This is a genomic window from Mycetocola tolaasinivorans, assembly GCF_003667565.1.
In the GTDB taxonomy this organism is placed as follows: Bacteria; Actinomycetota; Actinomycetes; order Actinomycetales; family Microbacteriaceae; genus Mycetocola; species Mycetocola tolaasinivorans.
In genome coordinates this window covers 53,845-72,787 of record NZ_RCUX01000013.1, presented here as the reverse complement: position 1 = coordinate 72,787, position 18,943 = coordinate 53,845, and the positions used below count along the sequence as shown (strand labels likewise).

Here is an 18,943-nt window from a genome sequence, read left to right as displayed (position 1 = left end):
GTGCAGTGTCGAGGATGTAACGCTCCGTTACCCCGCATTACACACCCGTTAGGGGTACGTAATACCCGGTGGATACCGTGTTGGATTCGGTGCGGGCACCCACCGCACCTCCCGAAAGGAAACCAATCACATGGCTATTCGTAAACTGGTCGCGGCGAGTGCGCTGTCGACCCTCCTGATCGGCGGGCTCGCACTCGGCCCGCCCGCCGCGGCAGCACCGGGGGAGGCGGGCCCACAGCTCCTGACCGTCCCCGCATCCGCCGCGGATTTGATTGCCGACCTCGATGTTGTCGAGGCCACAAACGACGGACTCGTGGTCCTGGCCGACCCCGAAACCGCCGGAATCCTCGCGCAGCGCGGCGTGAGTGTTACCCGCTCGGTCAGCTATGCGGACTCCGTCGGGCAGGGTTCCCCCGCCCCGCGTGCCCGCTCATTTGCCGCGGCCGCGGAACCGGCCTATCCGGTTCCCGCGCGCCTCGCCGGCACCGAGTATGCGACCTACTTCGGCGGTTACCGCACCTCTGCCGCCTACGAGCAGTTCGCCGGAGACATCGCGGAAAAGTACCCCGAGCTCGTTCAGCGGGTGAACTTTGGTAGGTCGTGGAACAAGGTCAACGGCCGCGGCGGTAGCGACCTTCTCGCCGTGCGCATCACCGCCGATGTGGCGAAGCAGCCCGCCCCCGACAACGGCCAGCAGGGTCGCCCGCGCTTCGTCCTGGCCGCCCAGGCCCACGCCCGCGAGATCATCACCAGCGAGCTCGCCTGGCGCTACGCCACCGAGCTGCTGAATGGCTATGGCGTCGACCCGCAGATCACCTCGCTGCTGGACAGCACCGAGGTGTGGATCAACTTCCAGAACAACCCGGACGGCATCCGCCTGGTTGAAACGGCCCTGGAGACCTCGCCGAAGAACGCCACGGGCGACGCGGTCCCGGCAAACTCCTCGCGTGCCTGGCAGCGCAAGAACGCCAACGACACCCTCTTCGCACCGACCTCGGCGAACTGGTCCAGCCAGCAGTACGGCGTGGATCTCAACCGGAACTGGGCCTATAAGTGGGGCGGGGCGAGCACCAGCACCAACCCGACCAGCCCCAGCTACCTGGGGGTGAGCCCCTCCTCTGAACCGGAAATTACGCAGTTCTCGGCGCTGCTGACCGAGCTCTTTGGCGAGTACCGCACCGAGAGTGACTCCGCGGCCCCGGAAACCCGCACCGGCACCTACGTGAACCTCCACGCGTATGCCGACTACGTCATCTATCCCTACGCGTACAGCACCACCGACGCGGTTCCGAACCTCGAGCCGATCAAGGCCAACGCCTTCCGGCAGTCGTTTGTGAACGGATTCCAGACCGGTAAGGCCGGTGAGATTCTCTACAACAACGCCGGAAACGACATCGACTGGATCTACTCCCAGCTCGGCGTGCCCGCGTACACCTACGAGATCGGTACCGGCGCCACCGGTGGCTTCTTCCCCGCCTACAGCCGCGTGCCCGGCTTCTGGGAGAAGACCGCTCCCGGGATCCGCTTCGCGGCGGAGGCCGCCTACGCGCCCTACACCGCCGCACTCGGCGGAGTCGTCACCGAGGTTGACGCTGTCCGCGGCGAAGACGGCACCGTCACGGTGTCCGGTTCCGCCACCGATGAGGCCTACGGCAACGAGCGCACCTCGGCCGCGCGCCGCCCCGCCACCACCGACATCACCGCGGTTCAGGCGGCGCTCGCCACCGATCGCAACGCCATCAACGAGGCAACCGCGCTGAGCATTGCGACGCCCGGAAAGACCGTGATCTTCTCCGGCGATATCGCGGTGGACCGTACCAACTCCGCCGCGAACAGCGTGTTTGTTCGTGCCCAGAACGGATCGGGAGAGTGGGGACCGTGGCGTGCCGCGGCCGCCCCCGCACTCGATGCTCCCGTCTACACCGGAGACACCGAGTTTGACCTGGTGGCCGGGGAAGAGCAGGCCCTGAGCCTGCCCGTGACCTCGGCGGTTCCCGCGTCGTTCACCGTAACCGAGGGCGCACTGCCCGCCGGGCTCACCCTGAACGAGGCGACCGGAGCCCTGACCGGCACCGCCAGGGTCGCCGGCCCGAGCACCGCCACCGTGCGCATCGACAACGGTGTGGGTCACGTCGATGTGGAGCTCACCTTCGCGGTCTCCGCCGCCGAACTCGCGCGCTTTGCCCTGAGCATCTCCGCCGAGGCACCCCAGCAGGGCGACACCATCACGGTGACCGCCCTCGGCCACGACGACTTCGGCAACGTGATCGCCGACTACAGCGACCGCGTGACCCTCACCAGCAGCGTGGACACCGACATCATCGAGGGCAACCGCGTGACGTTCCGCCACGCGAGCCCGCACGTGATCACCGCCACCCTGGACGGGGTCTCCACCTCGATCCTGGTCGAGGTCACCCCGGTGATCATCGACGGCGGTACTCCGAGCCCGACCCCATCGGTGATCCCGAGCCCGTCGGTCTCCCCGAGCCCGACCGCAACTCCGAGCGGGACCCCGACCCCGACCGATGGCGGTACCGGGAGCGAGGCACCCACCGCGGCCCCGACCACCCCGCCCTCGGCCACCCCGGCAACGTCCTCCGCGACCCCGGCCGTACCGGGCGGACAGACCCCGTCCGTGACCCCGGGCGCGACGGACTCCCCGGAGGAGATTGCCACCACCGGTATTGAACTGGCCGGCTTTGTTGCCGTGATGGGTCTCCTGCTCGGTGCCGGAGCGCTGCTCGCGCTGCGTCGCCGCCGCACCGAGGTCTAGGCACCGCACACAAAACCCCCGATCGCTCTCGCGGTCGGGGGTTTTGCGTGTGAGCGGGAGCGAGCGCGTCACTCGCGAATTGATCCACGAAAGGTGATGCGCGGCGTGCCCGTCTTCGGGTCCCGGTCGATCAGCGCATCCACCCCGTAGACGGTGCGGAGGAGCTCTTGTGTGAGCACTCGATCCGGCGGGCCCGCGGCCATGCTCTTTCCCCCGTTGATGACCACCACATGATCGCAGTAGCGTGCGGCGAGGTTCAGGTCGTGGAGCGCGATGACGCAGGTGATCCCGAGTGTTTGCAGCAGTTCGAGCAGGTCAATCTGATGCCGGATATCCAGGTGGTTGGTGGGCTCGTCGAGGAGGATCTCGGTGGGTTCCTGAGCGAGCGCCCGGGCGAGCTGCGCCCGCTGCTTCTCGCCGCCGGAGAGAGTGGACCAGGCCGCGTCACTCCGGTGCATCAGGTCCACACGGGAAAGCGCGGCGGAGATGATGCCCGGATCCTCAGCCGAGGGGCCACCGAAGCGCCCGCGATGAGGAATACGTCCCAGCTCGACCACCTGCCGGACGGTGAGATCCCCGGTGGTCGCCGCGGAGTCCTGCTCCATCACCGCAACCCGCCGCGCGATTGCCCCGCGGGAGAGCGCGGTGAGATCCCGACCATCCAGGAGTACGCGTCCGGATTCCGGGGTACGCAGCCCGGCGAGCAGCCGCAGGAGCGTTGTCTTGCCCGACCCGTTAGGGCCGAGGAGTCCGACTACGCTGCCGGGGGTGACATCGAGATCGACGCCGTGAAGGAGTCTGTTGCGGTGCACCGACCACGTCAGTGCCTCGGCGGAAATCGCACCCATCAGCCACGCACCCGACGCAGTACCAGGGCAAACGCCGGAGCGCCCAGGAGCGCGGTGATGACCCCCACCGGCACCTCGTTGGGTGCAAACGCGGAGCGCGCAAAGGTGTCTACCCACACGAGGAATATCGCCCCGACGAGGGCCGACAGGGGGAGCAGGCCCCGGTGAAGCGGGCCGGCGAGAATGCGGACGATGTGGGGCACGAGGAGCCCCACAAACCCGATGGCCCCCGAGGCTGCGACCGCCGCGGCGGTCATGACGGCGGTGATGACCATGAGCCAGATCCGGGCGGAGGTCACGCTGATGCCCAGGGCGGCGGCGGAATCCCAGCCAAAGGTGAAGGCGTCGAGCGCGGGCACGAAGTACATCACCGCGAGCACACCGACCAGGATGATCGAACCCGCCACGAGCACCGAGGGCCATCGGGCTCCGCTGAGCGATCCGAGCAGCCAGAAGGTGAAGCCGCGCGTGGAGTTGGCATCGCCGTCCACGAGCAGGATCACCGAGGTGAGGGCCGAGAAAAACTGCGAGACGAGCACGCCGGTGAGGACCACTCGGGCGGCGCTCGATGTGCGCCCGCCCCCGGTGAGGAGCAGGAGGGAACCGAACGAGACGAGCGCACCGAGAAACGCCCCGGCCGAGAGGGAGAGCGTGCCGCCCCCTATTCCCAGGAGGAGCACGGCCACGGCACCGGTTCCCGCGCCCGAGGAGACCCCGAGGAGGTAGGGGTCTGCCAGCGGGTTGCGGGTGACCGACTGCAGGATCGCGCCCGAGACGGTGAGCGCCATCCCCACGACGGCGGCCAGCAGCACCCGGGGCACGCGTGACTCCCACACCAGGGCGTCGAGAAGCGGTGGTAGCGCGGGGCTCGGGGCGAGCGCCCCCAGTCCGACGTGACGCAGCACGGTGGCGACCACATCGGCCGGCCCGATATTCGCCGTACCAAACAGGGTCGCGAGAATGAGCGAGAGCACCAGTACGCCGGCCGCCCCCGCGGGGAGAAGGAGGGTTCGGGGGAGCGACCGGCGCGAGGGCGTGGGGCGCGGTTGTCCTGGGCGCACCCGATCGGGCCGCCGGGAGGCGGGCCCGATCGGGGTCTGATCACTCAGGTGTGCGGAGGGCATCGGAATCTAGCGCTCCTGGAGTGCGAGCAGGCCGTCGGCCACGGCGGGGACCGCCTGCACGCTCGCGTAGCTCGGATCCATGTAGCGTCCGGGAACCACGATGAAGCGGTCATTCTTCACCGCGTCAAGCTTCGCGGTCACCGGGTCGTTCTTCAGGAGATCGATCTTTTCGGCCGCGGTATCGCCGGGCTTGCCCCGGGTGAGATCGGCGAGGATGATGACGTCGGGGTTGCGGGCGGCAACCTCGTCCCAGCTCACCTCTGGCCACTTGGTACTGGCATCGGCAAATACATTTGTGGCCCCCAGGATGTCGGTGATGTGCTGGGGGAGCCCGCCGGGGCCCGCCGCGTAGGGCGCGCCATCGTAGGTGGAGTAGAACCACATGACCCGCGGTGAGCTGGTGAGCTTCTTTGAGGTGGCGACCCCCGCATCCACGACGGCCTTCTGCTCGGCGATCAGGGCGTCTCCGGCCGGCTGAACGTCGAAGATCTTGGCCAGGTCACGGTACTCGTTGAAGAGCATGTCGAATGAGGCTCCGGCCACCTTTGAGTGGAAGGTGCAGTCAAACTCGGTGAGGTAGGTGGGCACCCCGAGGCGGTGCAGTTCGGCGCGCTCGCCGGTGTTTTCGGCGGTGAAGAAGCTCGCAAACGAGGAGTACACGAAATCGGGCTGAGCGCCGAGAAGGCCCTCGTGGGTGATGTTTTGGCCGGGGCCGCTGAGCTGCGGGATCGAGGAGTAGTCCTTCTCCAGCTCCGTGGGAACGGTGTCGATCTCGTAGCCGGTGCCGGCGATCCGTGGGGTGACCCCGAGCTTCACGAGGATTTCGGCGGCCGACTGGTTGAGCGTGACGGCTCGGCTGGGGGCAGCGGGGTAGGTGACGTCGGTTCCGCAGTTGGTGAGGGTCAGGGGATAGGTGGTGTGGCCGCCGGGGGTGGAAGCGGAGGCGGAAGAGGGCGATGCGGCGGGCGGGGAGTCTGCCGATCCGCATCCGGTGAGGGCCAGGGTGGCCGCCGCGGCAACGCTAATGATAATGATTCTCAATTTCATGAGTATGATCGTAGCAAAACTTCACCCCGTCTCGAACCACGACCGAAAGGCCCGCATGACGCACACCGCTATCCCCACCCTCGACACCCTGATTTCCGAGTGGGAGGCCCAGCAGGAGGCGTACATCCGTCACCGATCCCAGCGCTTCGAGGTGGTCCTTGACGCCCTGGGCTACCGAGAAAACCCGCCGCGCACGGTTCTGGACCTCGGGGGCGGCCTCGGTTCGTTTTCACGGCTGATCCTGGAACGCTTCCCTGACGCCACGGTGATCACGCTCGATGCGGACCCCGCGCTGCTGGAGGTCGCCCGCCATAACCTTGCACCCTTTGGCACGCGGTCGATCATCCACGAGGTCAACCTGCGCGACCCCCGCTGGAGCGATGTGCTGGGTGGGGTCCGGCCGGATGTGGCGGTGTCCAGCACCGCGCTCCACTGGCTGCCCAACGCCGACCTCGTCGCCCTCTATGGCGCGCTGGCGGGCATCATCGTCCCCGGAGGCATCGTGCTCAACGCCGACCACTTTGCGGGAGCTCCCGCGGCGAGCGAGTTCACTCGCCTCGCGGAGGCGGATGATGCCGCGGCACAGCGGGCGGCGTTTTCTACCGGAACCCCGAACTGGGACGAGTGGTGGTCTCGCCTGGGCCAGCGTGAGGAGTTTGGCGCGCTGATCACCGAACGGGACCGTCGGTTCGCGACGATTCATGATGACCCCGCGCCGACCGCCGCGTTCCACGTCGAAGCCCTGCGGATCGCGGGTTTTCGCGAGGCCGGGACGCTCTGGCAGTACCTCAACGACTACGTCGCCTACGGGGTGCGCGGGTAGTCTCCGCGATGCGCCGGGCGGGTATCCACGAGGGTGTGGCCTCGGCTAGGGTGTGGGGAGACCCGCGCCCGACAACGGAGGACACGAGCTAATGCGACCCATCGGAAGATCCCTGCTTTCCGCGGTACTGATTCTGGTACCGGTGATCGCGCTCATTCTGTGCCGCGCGCTCTGGGAGGGGCGCTTCACGGCGGAGGTCCCGAGCCACTGGCAGGGATCCGGCCCCACCGCGTTTACGCCGGAGGATTCGCTGTACACGTCGATGCTCTGGGCCTCGGGTGTGAGCGCCGTGATCGCGCTCGCCGCGGTGTTCCCCTGGAAAATGCCGACCGCCGCGCTGCGCTGGTGGGTCGCGATCCCCGCGAGCGCGTCGGCGGTCACCGCACTGATGTGGATTACCGCGGCCGGCAGCACGCTCGACCTGGCCTCCGCGAGTGACGCCCGCGCCGGAGCCGGCGTGCTCCTCGTGATGGCGGGCATCGTCTATGGCGCAATTCCCGCGCTGGTGAGGCCACCGGCGCGGGAATTGGAGCGGAGCGAGAGCGCTCCGCGGGAGTCTGTTACCCGCTAGCGGCGGCGCCGAGCGTCGATCTGGCCGGTGTTGAATCCCATGAGGTTGAGGCCGCCGTGGAAGCGGGCGTGCTCGATCTTCATGCAGCGATCCATCACGACCTCGAGGCCCCTGCTCTCGGCGAGGGCGGCCGCCTCCTCGTTCCAGAGTCCAAGCTGGAACCACACGGTTTTCGCGCCGACGGCCGCGGCCTCCTCGACCACCTGCGGGAGGTCGGAGTGCTTGCGGAAGACGTCCACGATGTCCGGTACCTCGGGCAGCGAGGCGAGATCCGGATACACGGGCTGCCCCAGGATCTCGGTGGCGCGCGGGTTGACGAAGTACACCCGGAAGTTCGAGGACTGCAGCAGGTACGTGGCCACAAAGTAGCTTGAACGCGCGGTGTTGGGGGAGGCTCCGACGATCGCGACCGAGCGCGAGCGGCGCAGAATGTTGTAGCGCTCGTGAGCGTCCGGCCCGTCCCAGGTGCGTTCGGTATCGGCGTGTGAGGGGACGGCGGGCAGCGCGCAGGTCAGGCCCGCGCTGCTGGTCGTGCCGCTCACTTGGCCGCTCCGGCGTTGAGGGCGCGGTCAAGGTCCGCGATGATGTCCTCCGGGTCCTCGATGCCGACGCTCAGGCGCACCAGACCGGGCAGGACGCCCGCATCGAGCAGCTGCTGCTCGGTGAGCTGCGCGTGGGTGGTGGAGGCCGGGTGAATGATGAGCGTTTTCGCATCGCCGACGTTGGCGAGGTGGCTGGCCAGCTCGACGTTCTCGATCAGGCCCTTACCGGCCTCGCGGCCGCCGCGCAGGACGAATCCGAAGACCGAACCGGGGCCGGACGGGAAGTACTTGGCCGCACGCTCGTGGTGCGGGTGATCCGGCAGACCGGCCCAGTTGACCGCTTCGACGCGAGGGTCGGCGGCGAGCCACTCGGCCACGATGCGGGCGTTGTCCACGTGGGCGCGCATACGCAGCGGCAGGGTCTCCACGCCCTGGGCGAGGAGGAATGCCGAGTGCGCGGGCAGCGCGGGCCCGATGTCGCGCAGCTGCTCGGCACGCAGCCGGGTGAGGAACGCGTACTCGCCGAAGTTCCCCGACCACTCGAGACCGCCGTAGCTCGGCACCGGCTCGGTGAAGCGCGGGAAGCGGCCGGAGGTCCAGTCAAACTTGCCGGACTCCACCACCACGCCGCCGAGGGTGGTGCCGTGCCCGCCGATGAACTTGGTGGCCGAGTGCGTGACGATGTCCGCACCCCAGTCGATCGGGCGAATCAGCGCCGGGGTCGACAGCGTCGAGTCGATCACCAGCGGCACACCGTGCGCGCGGGCAACCTCGGCGAGGCCCTCGATATCGGCGATCTCACCCGAGGGGTTCGCGATGGTCTCGGCAAAGATCAGCTTGGTCTTATCGGTGATCGCGGCGGCGTAGGCGGCCGGATCCGAGGAGTTGACGAAGGTGGTTTCGATCCCGAAGCGACGCAGGGTGACGTCGAGCTGGGTAACCGAGCCGCCGTAGAGGCTCGCGGAGGCCACGATGTGGTCGCCGGCCTCGGTGAGGCTCGCGAAGGTGAGGTACTGCGCGGCGAGGCCGCTCGCGGTGGCGACGGCACCGAGGCCGCCCTCGAGATTCGCGATGCGCTCCTCGAAGCTCGAAACCGTGGGGTTCGCGAGGCGCGAGTAGATCGTGCCGTACTTCTGCAGGGCGAACCTGCTCGCGGCGTCCTCGGCGCTGTCAAAGACGAACGCGGTGGACTGATAAATGGGGAGCGCTCGCGCTCCGGTTGCCGCATCGGGGATGTTGCCCGCGTGAATCGCGCGCGTGCGGAAGCCGTACTCTCGATCTGCCATGATGACAGGCTAGTGTGCGGCGCCCGTCATACACGCTCATATGACGTCATAGACCGAAACATAACGGTGTGAGACAATACTTCTGAGCCCGATGATCGGGCCCCGGACGAGGGCGCAGTACCCGGAACGCGACAAGACTGACCACGAAAGTTGGTGTTTGTCATGGCATGGATCGTGCTCATTATCTCCGGTGTTCTCGAGGCCGTTTGGGCCACCGCGCTCGGCCGTTCCGAGGGCTTTACAAAGCTCTGGCCCACCGTCGTCTTTAGCGTCGGGCTGCTGCTCAGCATGGGTGGTTTGGCGTATGCGATGCGCGATATTCCCACCGGTACCGCGTACGCCATCTGGGTCGGGATCGGCGCGAGCCTCACGGTGCTCTACGCGATGATCTTCGGCGGCGAGCCCGCCTCGATCATCAAGATCCTGCTGATCCTGGGTATCGTCGGCTGCGTCATCGGACTCAAGATGGTCGACGCCGCGGCCCACTAGATTCGGCTGGCGGATTTCGGTCAATACTGTGAGTTCCATTAGCTTTCGATAACGGCTGCAAAATGCCAGAATCCTCAGGCTTGAAACGCTACACTGGCCCAATGGCTACCTCCGAATCTCGTGCCCGGGCCGAACGCCGCCTGGGGATTACCCTGCTGATTGTCGCCGTTCTGGTCGCTGGGTTTGCGGTGTTTACGTTTGTCAGTGCCTCCGAGTGGTACGCCTATGCGGCGGGAGCACTGTTCTCGATTCTTGCGCTCGTGCTGGTGCTGCGCGGTGTCGAGCAGGTGCGCGACGGCATCGCCTCCGCACACCCCTAGCTGATGGTCCGTGCGCAGGCACGGAAACGAAAGGGCGGGCTGCCCCGGTGAGAAATCACCCGGGCAGCCCGCCTTTTTATATGGGCCTAGATCCAGCTGGGGAACCAGGCGTGCATCTGCCAGAACCAGTACGGCACGGTGATCGCGGTCCAGAGCGGATACCAGAAGATCGACAGCGCGGTCGCGGCCCCGAGGAACACGCCCACGGTTGCCAGACCGGAGGTGCGCCTGGGGCGAGGATCCTCGCGCTTTCCGATGATCAGGCCGATTACAAACGTCAGCCCCAGCAGCAGGTACGGCTCGAAGGCGATCGTGTAGAACTGGAACACGGTGCGCTCGGTGTAGGCGAGCCACGGCAGATAGCCGGCCACCATACCCATGAGGATGAGGCCCACCTGCCACTCCTGGTGGCGGGTCAGTCGGTACACGAGGTACAGGGTGGCCAGTACGGCAACCCACCAGATCAGCGGGTTCGCGATCGAGGTGATGGCCTGCGAGCAGAGGTTTGATCCGCAGTCCTCGGGTGGCGGCGCGACGTACCACATGCTGGTCGGGCGGATCATCGCGAGCCAGCCCAGGGGGTTGGCCTGGTAACTGTGCGGCGTGCTCAGCCCCACGTGGAACGCGTACATCTGCTGGTGGTAGAACACCAGGCTCTGGATGGAGTGCGGCACCCAGGAGAACAGGCCCTGCCAGGCGTTGGCCGGATCATCGGCCCAGTTGCGGTAGTAACCACCGGTGGTGGTGAGCCAGCCGGTCCAGCTGGCGAGGTACACAACCGCGGCGATCGGGACGTAGAGAACAAACGTCGCGAGGGCCTGCAGTGCCGAGCCGATCGGGAACTGGCCGAGCCCGCGGCGACGGCGTGCGAGCACGTCCACGGCGACGAGGTAGATACCGAAGGCGGCGAGGAAGTAGAGTCCGGACCACTTCACCGAGGTGGTTGCGCCGAAGGCAAGGCCGGCGGCGAAGACCCAGGGGCGGTTCCAGATCACCGGGCCGCGGGCGCTGCCTAGCGGTGCGTCGCCGCGCTGGGCGATCCAGGCGTCGAGGTGGCGTTCCAGCCAGGCTCGATCCTTGAGGATGAACCAGAACCCGAGCAGCGCGAACACCATGACCGAGTTGTCCAGGATCGCGACGCGGCTCATCACGATGGCGTGGCCGTCGATCGCAAACAGGAACCCGGCGATGGCGGCGAGCGTACGCGACTTCGTCAGCGTACGGGCCACGACCATGATCAGGCCCACGCCGATGATGCCCATCAGGGCGGTGGTGATGCGCCAGCCGAAGGCGTTATCGGCACCGAAGATGGCCATGCCCACGCCGATGATCCACTTACCCAGCGGCGGGTGAACGATGTAGGCGGCGTCCTTCAGGAAGATGTTGACGTCACCGGCGTTGAAGCGCTCGTTGACGCCGTCCGGCCACTTGGACTCGTAGCCGTTGCCCCACAGCGAGTAGGCGTCCTTCACGTAGAAGGTCTCGTCGAACACCAGGGCGTGCGGGAACCCGAGGTTCCAGAGGCGCACGCCGGCGGCGAGGAGAAGGATGAGGGCGGGGATCAGCCAGTTGAGCAGTCGGGCGCGTTCGGGGGTGCGGACGATGCGCAGCCAGAGATCGTCGATGCGCGAGCCGGTGCGTACGGGTGCCGGAGCAGGCGCGGCGGCCTCGGCCTCAGCCGGGGCTTCGGCACCGGTCGCCGGCTCATCGGCGGGGGTCTCCAGCACATCGGCCGGGGTCTCCAGCACGATGGTGCCGCTGGTGGTGGGCACGGCGGCGAGAGACTCGGCGGCGGACTTCGGGGAAGCCTCGGGCTGCGCGGCGGCGGGGGTGTGCGGATCGGCGGCGGAAGGGACGTCTTCCGGGGCGGGTCCGTTTTCACTGCGGGACACCCTGACATCGTAGTCAGTTTGTCCGTGATTTCTCGCGCGATTCGGCGAAAATGCGCGGGGTCGCCCGCGCACACCTGGCAGACTGGAACCATGATCATTCTCGGGGCGACCCCCATCGGAAACCTCTCGGACGCCACCACCCGCCTGGTTGAGACCCTGGAGACCGTGGGCGTCGTGGCCGCGGAGGATACCCGCACCACGGTAAAACTGCTGCGTGGCCTGGGCATTGAGAACCGCCCCGAGCTCATCGCCCTGCACGATCACAACGAGCGGGTGCGCGCGAGTGACCTGGTCGAGCGTGCGCGAAACGAAGACATTCTGGTGCTGAGCGATGCCGGTATGCCCACCGTGTCGGACCCCGGTTATCACCTGGTGGAGGCGGCTGCCGCAGCGGATGTGCGTGTGACCGTCCTGCCGGGACCGAGCGCCGTGCTGTCGGCCCTCGCGGTTTCGGGCCTGCCCACCGACCGCTTCTGCTTTGAGGGGTTCCTGCCGCGGAAGTCGGGGGAGCGTCGCGATACCTTCCGCGAGCTCGCCGATGAGCGCCGCACCATGGTCTTCTTCGATTCCCCGAACCGCCTGGCCGCGAGCCTGCAGGACGTCGCCGAGGTCTTTGGTGCCGATCGTCGCGTGGTCGTGTGCCGCGAGCTCACGAAGATGTTCGAGGAGGTCAAGCGGGGCACCGCGGCGGAGCTTGCCGAGTGGGCGGCGGAGGGTGTCCGTGGGGAAATCTGCGTGGTCATTGCCGGTGCACCCGCCCGCGAATTCAGCCTGGAGGACGCCATCGCCCGGGTGCGTGCGCTGGTGGAATCGGGCCTGCGGACCAAGGAAGCCGCAACCCAGGTGGCGGCCGAAACGGGCCTCGGAAAGCGTGACCTCTATGAGGGGGCGCTCGCCCGCTAGGCCGGTGCCGCGCCGCCCGGCGTAACGATGTCCGCGAGCGCTCGATTTACACCATACAATTGAGCGCATGTCGTCCGGTCGTTCTTTCTATGTCACCACGCCCATTTTCTACGTTAACGATGCTCCCCATATCGGGCATGCGTACACCGAGGTGGCCGCTGACATGCTCGCGCGCTGGCACCGTCAGTCCGGGGATGACACCTGGTCGCTGACCGGCACCGACGAGCACGGCGAGAAGATCCTGCGCACCGCCACCGCCAACGGCACCACCCCGCAGGAGTGGGCCGACAAGCTGGTGCGCGACTCCTGGATCCCGCTGCTGGAGACCATCGATATCTCCAACGATGACTTCATCCGCACCACCGATGAGCGCCACGAGAAGAACGTTCAGGTCTTCCTGCAGAAGCTCTACGATGACGGCTTCATCTACTCCGGCGAGTACTCCGGCCTCTACTGTGTGGGCTGTGAGGAGTTCAAGCCCGAGAGCGATGTCGTCGACGGCGTGGGCGAGTTCGCCGGCCAGAAGGTCTGCGCCATTCACTCCAAGCCGCTCGAGCGTCTGGAAGAGAAGAACTACTTCTTCCGCATGAGCGACTTCTCCCAGCAGCTGCTGGACCTCTACGAGCAGAACCCCGAGTTTGTGCAGCCCGAGTCGGCGCGCAACGAGGTTATCCAGTTCGTCCGCCAGGGTCTGAACGACCTCTCGATCTCGCGTTCGAGCTTCGACTGGGGCATCAAGGTGCCCTGGGACGACTCGCACGTGGTCTACGTGTGGTTCGACGCACTGCTGAACTACATCACCGCCGTGGGCTACGGCCAGGACAACGAGAACTTCGAGCGTCGCTGGCCCGGAATGCACCTCGTCGGAAAGGACATTCTGCGCTTCCACGCGGTTATCTGGCCCGCGATGCTGATGGCCGCCGGCGTGAAGGTCCCGCACCGCGTGTTCGGTCACGGCTGGCTGCTGGTCGGCGGCGAGAAGATGTCCAAGTCGAAGCTCACCGGTATTGCGCCGCACGAGATCACCGACACCTTCGGCTCGGATGCCTTCCGCTACTACTTCATGTCCGCGATCCACTTCGGTCAGGATGGCTCGTTCAGCTGGGAAGACCTGTCGGCGCGCTACCAGGCCGAGTTGGCCAACGGTTTCGGTAACCTCGCCTCGCGCGCGCTGGCCATGGTGACCCGCTACTACGACGGCGTTGTGCCGGCACCGGGTGAGTACACCGAGGCCGACCTCAACATCCAGCGCGTGGTTGCGGAGGCCGTGGCAAACGCCGATGCCGCGATCGAGAAGATCGCCCTGCACGACTCGCTGGCCGCGATCTGGACCATCGTGGAGGAGCTCAACGGCTACATCACGATCCAGGAACCGTGGGCCCTGGCAAAGGACGACGCTCAGCGCGAGCGCCTCTCCACCGTGCTCTACACCGTGACCGAGGGTCTGCGTGCCCTGGCCGTGGTGCTCTCGCCGACCATTCCCAAGGCCACCACCAAGCTCTGGACCGCGCTCGGCGTGGAGGACTCCCTCGGAGCCCTCACCGCGCAGCCGATCCGCTCGGCCGGCGTCTGGGGTCAGCTGATCCCGGGCACCACCGTGGGTGCGCTCGAGGCGCTGTTCCCGCGCATCGAATCCACCGACGCCTAGCGTGGGGATGCCGGATTCAGCTAAAGCGGGTAGCGTCGAGGGTATGAACCCGACACCGCACATCCGTACGCGTGGGGGCGAGGACCGCGGGGAGCTGCGGTACCCGCCGCTGCCTCAGCCGCTGACCTCCGGGGTATACGACAACCACACCCACCTCGAAATCGCCGATGGCGACGAGGCTCTCGACTACCGAGAGCAGCTGGATCGCGCCTCCAGCGTGGGCGTTAAGGGAGTGGTCCAGGTCGGCACCGACCTGGCCACCTCCCGCTGGAGCGCGCAGATCGCCGCGATCGAGCCACGCGTGCTCGCCGCGGTGGCGCTGCACCCGAACGAGGCGCCGGAGCTCGACGCTCGGGGGCTGCTCGATGAGCACCTCGCCGGCATCAACGAGCTCGCGGCGCTGCCGCGGGTGCGCGCGGTGGGCGAGACCGGTCTCGACTTCTTCCGCACCGGGGAAGACGGCCGGGCCGCCCAGCAGCGCTCGTTTGAGGAGCACATCCGGATCGCGAAGGAACACGATCTGGCCCTGCAGATTCACGATCGTGACGCCCACCAGGAGGTCGTCGACACCCTGCTGCGGGTGGGCGCTCCCGAGCGCACGGTGTTCCACTGTTTCTCCGGAGACGTGGATCTCGCCGAGATCTGTATCGAGCACGGCTGGTACATGTCGCTCTCCGGCACGGTGACGTTTAAGAACGCGCACAATCTGCGTCGGGTGCTGGATATTGCGCCGCGCTCGCTGCTGATGATCGAGACGGATGCGCCGTACCTCACGCCCACGCCCTACCGTGGTCGCCCCAACGCCCCCTACCTCATTCCCTACACGCTGCGCGCCATAGCCGAGTATCTGGATCTCGATCCGGTGATGCTCGCGACGCAGCTGAGTTCCAATACCGAAGCCGTTTATGGGCGCTGGGACGCGGATCCGATCCGCTCACAGACCGGCCCGAACGATAAGACGAAAAGTACCTCATGAACCTGCTCGGCCCCGCCGAAATCCGTGACCTCGCGGAAATGCTCGACGTAACCCCCACCAAGAAGCTGGGGCAGAACTTTGTGGTGGACGCCAATACCGTCCGCAAGATCGTGAAGGTCGCGAACGTTGAGGCCGGTGACGCCGTGATCGAGATCGGCCCGGGTCTGGGTTCACTGACCCTGGGCCTGCTCGAGGCCGAGGCTCGCGTGGTGGCCGTGGAGATCGATTCGCGCCTGGCCGAGCAGCTGCCGAAGACCGTGGCGGCGCTGGCCCCCGAGGCCGAGCTGACCGTGGTGCACCAGGATGCCCTGAAGGTCACCGAGCTGCCGCTTGCGCCCACGCGCCTGGTTGCGAACCTGCCCTACAACATTTCGGTGCCGGTGCTGCTGCACCTGCTGGAGCACTTCGATTCGCTCACCTCGGGTGTGGTCATGGTGCAGGCCGAGGTGGGTCACCGCCTGGCCGCCGAGCCGGGTTCGAAGATCTATGGCAGCCCGAGCGTCAAGGCCGAGTGGTACGGAGACTGGCGCATCGCCGGTACCGTGAGCCGCCAGGTGTTCTGGCCGGTGCCGAACGTCGATTCGGTGCTCGTCGGGTTTGAGCGTCGCGCCGACCAGATTGGCACGCTCGAGGAGCGTGCGCTGACCTTCGCCCTGGTTGATGCCGCCTTTGGCCAGCGTCGCAAGATGTTACGTCAGTCGCTCGGTCAGGTTTTGGGCGGGGCCGATGTGGCCACCGCACGCCTGGAGGCCGCCGGAATCGCGCCGACCGCGCGGGGTGAGGCACTGACCGTGCACGACTTCCTCGGTGTCGCTCGCGCGCATCTCGCGGCAATCGGTAAATAACGATCAATATCCTGCGTTAGGTTTAACGTATGAGCGCCAACCAGACGTCTACAGAGGTCGCCGCCCGGGCTCCCGGGAAGGTAAACCTGTTCCTGTCCGTGGGAGCGGTCCGTGAGGACGGCTACCACGAGGTCGCGACCGCGTACCAGGCGGTTTCGCTGTATGAGGATGTGTACGCATCCCACGCCAGCGACTTCGCGGTGACCTTTGGCGGAAAGATCAACACCGACTCGGTGCCCACCGATGGCTCAAACCTCGCGATCAAGGCCGCCCGCCTGCTCGCGCGCAAGACCGGATATCGCGGCGGGGTGCACCTGCGCATCGAGAAGAACGTTCCCGTCGCGGGCGGTATGGGCGGGGGCTCGGCGGATGCCGCGGCCACGCTCGTGGCCTGCGACGCCCTCTGGGGCACGGGTCTCGGCCGCGAGGAGCTCGTGAAGCTCGCCGCCAAGCTGGGCGCCGATGTGCCCTTCGCCCTGGTGGGGGGTACCGCGCTGGGTACCGGTCGCGGGGAACGCCTGAGCCCCGCTCTCGCAACCGGACAGTTCACCTGGGTGTTTGCCCTCGCCGATCAGGGGCTCTCGACCCCCGCGGTCTACGCGAAGCTGGATGAGCACCGCGAGAAGCACGCGCTGGATATTTCGCCGGCGCGCGACGTACCGAGCGTCGATAACGACGTGCTGCAGGCGCTGCGGGCGGGCGATACTGTAATGCTCGCCAACGCCCTGCACAACGACATGCAGGTGGCCGCGCTGCAGATGCAGCCGGGTCTCGCCGATGTGATCGAGCTGGGGGAGCGCTCCGGCGCCCTCGCCGGTATCGTGTCCGGTTCGGGCCCGACCGTTGCATTCCTTGCCGAGGATGCCGATGCGGCACTGGAGATTCAGGTGTCGCTGAGCGCCAACGGGATTCGTACCGTGCGCGCGACCGGCCCGGCTTCCGGCGCCCGGCTGCTGACCGACTAGGGACGCCCGACTCACCTGTGCCACCATGTGGTCATGACCGGTTTTCATCACGTAGAGGTATGGCTCGCCGACGAAACGGCGAAGTATGAGCGTGCCGGGTGGGGCTGGTTGCTCACCCGACTCGGATTCACCCGCGATGCCGCCTGGGAGAGCGGGGAGTCCTGGGGTGCGGGTGGCGCGTATCTGAGCCTCACGACCTCACCAAACCTCTCCTCGCCCCTCCATGACCGTCGTCGGGCCGGGATCAACCACCTGGCCTTTGATGCCGGCACGCGGGCCCAGGTGGACGCCCTGATCGCCGATGCTCCTGCGCACGGGTGGACGCCGCTGTATCAGGATCGGTACCCGCACGCGGGTGGGCCGGATCACTATGCGGGCTGGCTGGAAAACGCGGCCGGCTTCAAGGTTGAGGTGGTTGCGGAAGACTAGCCGGAGCGAGGCGCGGTGTCGGAAAACGACGAGGGCCCCAGGGAAATCCCGGGGGCCTTCGCCGTAGTGCGAGCGCTAGAGCGCGCGCCTGTGGCTAGTTGACGCAGGGAATCGCGCCGGCCTGGAGCGGTTCCTTCCAATCGTGGTAGGTGTTGTCCGCCGGGGTTTCCGAGGTGGAGTTCTCCGGGGTGGTCGGTGCCTCGCCGGTGGCGGGAGCCTCCGGGGTCTGGGCCCCGCCGGCCTCGGTCTGCCCGGTTGCCGGAGCCTCGGGGGTGGTGCCCGCGGGAGCCTCGGTCTTGCCGCTGAGCAGGCCCGCCACGATCGAGTGGATCTGGTTGAGGTCAACGAGGTTGACGTCCTTGCCGTCACGGGTCGCAAACTCGGTGATCGGCAGGGTCGTGAAGGTGATGTTGCCGCCGGCGAGCGAGCTGGCCTGCTGGGCGAAGCTCAGGAAGTCGAGGCCATCGTCCACCGCGATGTACTGCTTCGCGGTGTCGATCAGGCTCGTAATGGTGGCCGGGTTGGTGAAGGTGTTCGCCTGCTTGAGCTTATAGGCGAGGGACACCATGAACGCCTGCTGGCGGCGGGTGCGGTCGAAGTCGGTCAGCTCGACACCGGTGTGACCGGTGTCGCGGCGCTGACGAACAAACGCCATGGCCTGCTCGGCGGAGATTTCCTGCATGCCGGCGGGGAAGTCCGCGCCCGAGTATTTGTCCTGGGTGGCCTGGTTGAGGCACACGGTGATGGGCTGTACGGCGTCGGCTACCTGGTAGAAGGCGGCCATGGTGATCTCGACGAAGTGGTCGATGCGCACACCGCCGAGGAACTGCGAGACGGTGTTGATCTGTGCCTGGCGGCCGGCGGTGCGGGCCTGCTGGTAGGCGTCGTCGCGGCTCATGCCGCCACGCACGAGCTCGCGCAGCTTTTCGTCGAGGGCGAGGCCGTAGGCCTCCTTGATCTTCGACATCTTCACGCCGTTGGGGTGCCCCGCCAGCTCGGCGTAGTCGTCGCGGGGGATCGAGATGCCCTGCGCACGGCCGCCGTTACCCGGAATGTGAATGAGCATCATCACGTTGGCGTTGTAGCCTCCGTCGCCCTGATCGCCCGCGTGGATCGCGTTGTAGATCTCGGCGGGGAACGGCTTGCCGTTCTGATCCACTCGGCTGTCCATACCCATGATGAGGATGTTGGTTTCGCCGGTGTTCTGCTTCACCCCGAAGTCGGGGTTGCCGCTCGGCATCGAAATGGGGGAGCGGTGAATGCCGTTATTCAGGTCTTGGTAGACGTAAACGGCAAAGGCCCCCGCGCCGGCGGTCAGGAGAAGAAGGGTGCCCACCACACCGAGGGCGATGCGGCGACGCAGGCGTTTTGCCGGGGAAATGCCGGAGGCATGGCGTGCGGCTGCGCGGGTGGATACAGGCTCTGTCACGGGTCTCCAAGGGTTGCGTGGAGGATCCAGCCT

18 protein-coding genes and 1 riboswitch are annotated in these 18,943 nt (G+C 67.0%); of the genes, 11 read left to right on the top strand and 7 right to left on the bottom strand.

What is annotated here, in order from left to right; genetic code table 11:
- The first annotated feature begins 130 nt into the window (after positions 1–130).
- The gene (locus tag D9V32_RS14415) at positions 131–2,773 is read left to right on the top strand and encodes a M14 family zinc carboxypeptidase (RefSeq protein WP_121649615.1); all 2,643 of its coding nucleotides are present in this window, start codon (positions 131–133) and stop codon (positions 2,771–2,773) included.
- A 68-nt stretch (positions 2,774–2,841) separates the two neighbouring features.
- Here D9V32_RS14415 and D9V32_RS14410 read toward each other — a convergent pair whose 3' ends face one another.
- The 3 genes from D9V32_RS14410 to D9V32_RS14400 are packed head-to-tail and all read right to left on the bottom strand — an operon-like array spanning position 2,842 to position 5,792.
- Positions 2,842–3,621: an ABC transporter ATP-binding protein gene (locus D9V32_RS14410; RefSeq protein WP_121649614.1), complete on the bottom strand. Its 780-nt coding sequence runs from the start codon at positions 3,619–3,621 to the stop codon at positions 2,842–2,844.
- Positions 3,621–4,745, bottom strand: a complete 1,125-nt coding sequence (locus D9V32_RS14405) for a FecCD family ABC transporter permease (protein WP_121649613.1) — start codon at positions 4,743–4,745, stop codon at positions 3,621–3,623. Before D9V32_RS14405 ends, D9V32_RS14410 begins: the two co-directional genes overlap by 1 nt.
- Positions 4,746–4,751: 6 nt before the next feature.
- A complete protein-coding gene (locus D9V32_RS14400) occupies positions 4,752–5,792 on the bottom strand; it encodes an ABC transporter substrate-binding protein (protein WP_121649612.1) in 1,041 nt (346 codons plus the stop codon).
- On the opposite strand from D9V32_RS14400, the gene D9V32_RS14395 reads away from it, so the two are divergent.
- Both D9V32_RS14395 and D9V32_RS14390 read left to right on the top strand, forming a co-directional pair.
- On the top strand, positions 5,791–6,615 hold the full coding sequence (locus tag D9V32_RS14395) for a class I SAM-dependent methyltransferase (RefSeq protein WP_183086335.1): 825 nt from the start codon (positions 5,791–5,793) through the stop codon (positions 6,613–6,615). The two genes, D9V32_RS14400 and D9V32_RS14395, sit on opposite strands and share 2 nt — an antisense overlap.
- 91 nt (positions 6,616–6,706) lie before the next feature.
- Positions 6,707–7,186, top strand: a complete 480-nt coding sequence (locus D9V32_RS14390; RefSeq protein WP_121649611.1) for a hypothetical protein — start codon at positions 6,707–6,709, stop codon at positions 7,184–7,186.
- Here D9V32_RS14390 and D9V32_RS14385 read toward each other — a convergent pair.
- Both D9V32_RS14385 and D9V32_RS14380 read right to left on the bottom strand, forming a co-directional pair.
- Complete coding sequence (locus D9V32_RS14385) at positions 7,183–7,728, bottom strand: CoA-binding protein (RefSeq protein WP_121649610.1); 546 nt, start codon at positions 7,726–7,728, stop codon at positions 7,183–7,185. The two genes, D9V32_RS14390 and D9V32_RS14385, sit on opposite strands and share 4 nt — an antisense overlap.
- Positions 7,725–9,014, bottom strand: a complete 1,290-nt coding sequence (locus D9V32_RS14380) for an O-acetylhomoserine aminocarboxypropyltransferase/cysteine synthase family protein (protein WP_121649609.1) — start codon at positions 9,012–9,014, stop codon at positions 7,725–7,727. The genes D9V32_RS14385 and D9V32_RS14380 overlap by 4 nt, the downstream gene beginning before the upstream one ends.
- An 81-nt stretch (positions 9,015–9,095) precedes the next feature.
- Positions 9,096–9,159: riboswitch (guanidine-III (ykkC-III) riboswitch) on the top strand.
- A 17-nt stretch (positions 9,160–9,176) separates the two neighbouring features.
- Between D9V32_RS14380 and D9V32_RS14375 the strand changes: the two genes are divergently transcribed.
- Positions 9,177–9,503 (top strand): DMT family transporter, encoded by a 327-nt coding sequence (locus D9V32_RS14375; protein WP_121649608.1) that lies wholly within the window; start codon positions 9,177–9,179, stop codon positions 9,501–9,503.
- Between the two features lie 101 nt (positions 9,504–9,604).
- Positions 9,605–9,823, top strand: a complete 219-nt coding sequence (locus D9V32_RS14370; RefSeq protein ID WP_121649607.1) for a hypothetical protein — start codon at positions 9,605–9,607, stop codon at positions 9,821–9,823.
- Positions 9,824–9,909: 86 nt separating this feature from the next.
- Here the strand turns inward: D9V32_RS14370 and D9V32_RS14365 are convergent, their stop codons facing one another.
- Positions 9,910–11,715, bottom strand: a complete 1,806-nt coding sequence (locus tag D9V32_RS14365) for a dolichyl-phosphate-mannose--protein mannosyltransferase (protein ID WP_245982345.1) — start codon at positions 11,713–11,715, stop codon at positions 9,910–9,912.
- A gap of 90 nt (positions 11,716–11,805) precedes the next feature.
- Between D9V32_RS14365 and rsmI the strand changes: the two genes are divergently transcribed.
- From rsmI to D9V32_RS14335, 6 genes are all read left to right on the top strand, one after another.
- A complete protein-coding gene (gene rsmI / locus D9V32_RS14360) occupies positions 11,806–12,618 on the top strand; it encodes a 16S rRNA (cytidine(1402)-2'-O)-methyltransferase (RefSeq protein WP_121649606.1) in 813 nt (270 codons plus the stop codon).
- 67 nt (positions 12,619–12,685) lie between these two features.
- Positions 12,686–14,266: a methionine--tRNA ligase gene (gene metG / locus D9V32_RS14355; protein WP_121649605.1), complete on the top strand. Its 1,581-nt coding sequence runs from the start codon at positions 12,686–12,688 to the stop codon at positions 14,264–14,266.
- Between the two features lie 43 nt (positions 14,267–14,309).
- The gene (locus D9V32_RS14350; RefSeq protein WP_121649604.1) at positions 14,310–15,242 is read left to right on the top strand and encodes a TatD family hydrolase; all 933 of its coding nucleotides are present in this window, start codon (positions 14,310–14,312) and stop codon (positions 15,240–15,242) included.
- Positions 15,239–16,087: a 16S rRNA (adenine(1518)-N(6)/adenine(1519)-N(6))-dimethyltransferase RsmA gene (gene rsmA / locus D9V32_RS14345; RefSeq protein ID WP_121649603.1), complete on the top strand. Its 849-nt coding sequence runs from the start codon at positions 15,239–15,241 to the stop codon at positions 16,085–16,087. The genes D9V32_RS14350 and rsmA overlap by 4 nt, the downstream gene beginning before the upstream one ends.
- A 29-nt stretch (positions 16,088–16,116) precedes the next feature.
- Entirely contained in the window at positions 16,117–17,052 is a 936-nt protein-coding gene (locus tag D9V32_RS14340; RefSeq protein WP_121649602.1) for a 4-(cytidine 5'-diphospho)-2-C-methyl-D-erythritol kinase, read from the top strand.
- Positions 17,053–17,085: 33 nt separating this feature from the next.
- A complete protein-coding gene (locus D9V32_RS14335) occupies positions 17,086–17,481 on the top strand; it encodes a VOC family protein (RefSeq protein WP_121649601.1) in 396 nt (131 codons plus the stop codon).
- 94 nt (positions 17,482–17,575) lie between these two features.
- Here D9V32_RS14335 and D9V32_RS14330 read toward each other — a convergent pair whose 3' ends face one another.
- On the bottom strand, positions 17,576–18,910 hold the full coding sequence (locus D9V32_RS14330; RefSeq protein WP_245982344.1) for an LCP family protein: 1,335 nt from the start codon (positions 18,908–18,910) through the stop codon (positions 17,576–17,578).
- Between the last annotated feature and the right edge of the window lie 33 nt (positions 18,911–18,943).

Coding starts and splice junctions, on each gene's coding strand:
- D9V32_RS14415 (WP_121649615.1), top strand. CDS start 131: ATGGCTATTCGTAAACTGGTCGCGGCGAGTGCGCTGTCGACCCTCCTG.
- D9V32_RS14410 (WP_121649614.1), bottom strand. CDS start 3,621: ATGGGTGCGATTTCCGCCGAGGCACTGACGTGGTCGGTGCACCGCAAC.
- D9V32_RS14405 (WP_121649613.1), bottom strand. CDS start 4,745: ATGCCCTCCGCACACCTGAGTGATCAGACCCCGATCGGGCCCGCCTCC.
- D9V32_RS14395 (WP_183086335.1), top strand. CDS start 5,791: ATGAGTATGATCGTAGCAAAACTTCACCCCGTCTCGAACCACGACCGA.
- D9V32_RS14400 (WP_121649612.1), bottom strand. CDS start 5,792: ATGAAATTGAGAATCATTATCATTAGCGTTGCCGCGGCGGCCACCCTG.
- D9V32_RS14390 (WP_121649611.1), top strand. CDS start 6,707: ATGCGACCCATCGGAAGATCCCTGCTTTCCGCGGTACTGATTCTGGTA.
- D9V32_RS14380 (WP_121649609.1), bottom strand. CDS start 9,014: ATGGCAGATCGAGAGTACGGCTTCCGCACGCGCGCGATTCACGCGGGC.
- D9V32_RS14375 (WP_121649608.1), top strand. CDS start 9,177: ATGGCATGGATCGTGCTCATTATCTCCGGTGTTCTCGAGGCCGTTTGG.
- D9V32_RS14370 (WP_121649607.1), top strand. CDS start 9,605: ATGGCTACCTCCGAATCTCGTGCCCGGGCCGAACGCCGCCTGGGGATT.
- rsmI (WP_121649606.1), top strand. CDS start 11,806: ATGATCATTCTCGGGGCGACCCCCATCGGAAACCTCTCGGACGCCACC.
- metG (WP_121649605.1), top strand. CDS start 12,686: ATGTCGTCCGGTCGTTCTTTCTATGTCACCACGCCCATTTTCTACGTT.
- D9V32_RS14350 (WP_121649604.1), top strand. CDS start 14,310: ATGAACCCGACACCGCACATCCGTACGCGTGGGGGCGAGGACCGCGGG.
- rsmA (WP_121649603.1), top strand. CDS start 15,239: ATGAACCTGCTCGGCCCCGCCGAAATCCGTGACCTCGCGGAAATGCTC.
- D9V32_RS14340 (WP_121649602.1), top strand. CDS start 16,117: ATGAGCGCCAACCAGACGTCTACAGAGGTCGCCGCCCGGGCTCCCGGG.
- D9V32_RS14335 (WP_121649601.1), top strand. CDS start 17,086: ATGACCGGTTTTCATCACGTAGAGGTATGGCTCGCCGACGAAACGGCG.